A 1,200-nucleotide genomic window follows, 5' to 3' on the forward strand; every position below is an offset into this window, starting at 1 on the left:
GCCTAGACCTGGCTCTAATGGCGCATCCCTGTCGGTAGTGAGCTGGCGAAGCTCACGCCGACAGGGTTGACGTAGCAGACGCTTCGTATTTGGCATTTCGAGAAGGCGAGAATTCCGTCGCCGTTGATGGCTACTTTCTTTGATCTGAGCGCTGACCGAGGCAATCGGCACTTGATATGCAAAGAGATGTGCACATATTGTGCAGACAAGTGTCATCACAAGCGCTGGAGAAGACCGATGACAATCGCTCAGAATACGCAGGCCGCCATGGTGTCGGGCTTCGTGGAGAGCCTTCAGGAACCTCGCACACCTTACATTTCACCAAAACGCTTTTCAAAAGCGCTTGGTGTCCAGGTGACGAACCTGGCCGATCTGACGGGTGTTCACCGAAACACGCTTCGCAATCCGGCCTCTGAGCGACTGCAAAGCCGGATGCGCGAAATGATCAAGGCGATCACGGCCGCGGCGACGCTCACCGGAGATATTAGCAAAGCAATTTACTGGTATCGAAACGAGCCGATCGCCGAATACGATCACAAGACCGCAGCCGAATTGGTGGCCGAAGGGCATTTTGAAGCAGTGTTGAGCTATCTCCGCGACTTGGAAAACGGCGCGCGCGGATGAAGCTCGTCCGCATTGGGCCGGACGAGGTCTTCCATCGCTACCTGACGCCGAGATGGGCATATGTTCCGGTAAGCGGCGCCGGTGCGGCGATTGACGGAGGTAGGTTCAATCGACCCGGGATCGAAGCGCTTTATCTCTCGCGCGCGCCGCAGACGGCTCTCGATGAATATCGCCAGGGAGCTTCAATTACTCCGCCAGCGACACTAGCGGCCTACAAGGTCACGTTGGATCAGGTTGTAGATTTGTCGACGGGGTATGATCCCCTCATCTGGGGTCCCGAATGGGCGGAATGGGATTGTAAATGGCGTCTTATCGCGCGTATCGACAAGAAGACGCCGCCATCGTGGAAACTCTCCGACATACTGATCACGGCCGGTTGCCGCGGCCTGCTTTTTCCTTCGCTTCAGCATGCGGGAGGCACCAATCTCGTCATATTCAGCGCCAATCTGACGGCCGACGACAAGGTAGATGTGCATGATCCAGATGGTCGGTTGCCGCGCGATCAGTCGTCGTGGCAATGATGGCTTCATGGCGGTTGGGGGATCCCCCGCCATTTTCACATGCCCGCCATTTCAC

The 1,200-nt window shown here is 56.7% G+C and carries 2 protein-coding genes; both read left to right on the forward strand.

Annotated features, from left to right (window positions below; genetic code table 11):
• Positions 1-237: 237 nt before the first annotated feature.
• Entirely contained in the window at positions 238-624 is a 387-nt protein-coding gene (locus EOC93_RS33505; RefSeq protein WP_095485403.1) for a hypothetical protein, read from the forward strand.
• Complete coding sequence (locus EOC93_RS33510) at positions 621-1,145, forward strand: RES domain-containing protein (RefSeq protein WP_126106364.1); 525 nt, start codon at positions 621-623, stop codon at positions 1,143-1,145. The genes EOC93_RS33505 and EOC93_RS33510 overlap by 4 nt, the downstream gene beginning before the upstream one ends.
• Positions 1,146-1,200 lie beyond the last annotated feature (55 nt).

This window comes from Mesorhizobium sp. M6A.T.Ce.TU.002.03.1.1 (assembly GCF_003997275.1).
GTDB classification, from domain to species: Bacteria; Pseudomonadota; Alphaproteobacteria; order Rhizobiales; family Rhizobiaceae; genus Mesorhizobium; species Mesorhizobium mediterraneum.

Coding starts and splice junctions, on each gene's coding strand:
- EOC93_RS33505 (WP_095485403.1), top strand. CDS start 238: ATGACAATCGCTCAGAATACGCAGGCCGCCATGGTGTCGGGCTTCGTG.
- EOC93_RS33510 (WP_126106364.1), top strand. CDS start 621: ATGAAGCTCGTCCGCATTGGGCCGGACGAGGTCTTCCATCGCTACCTG.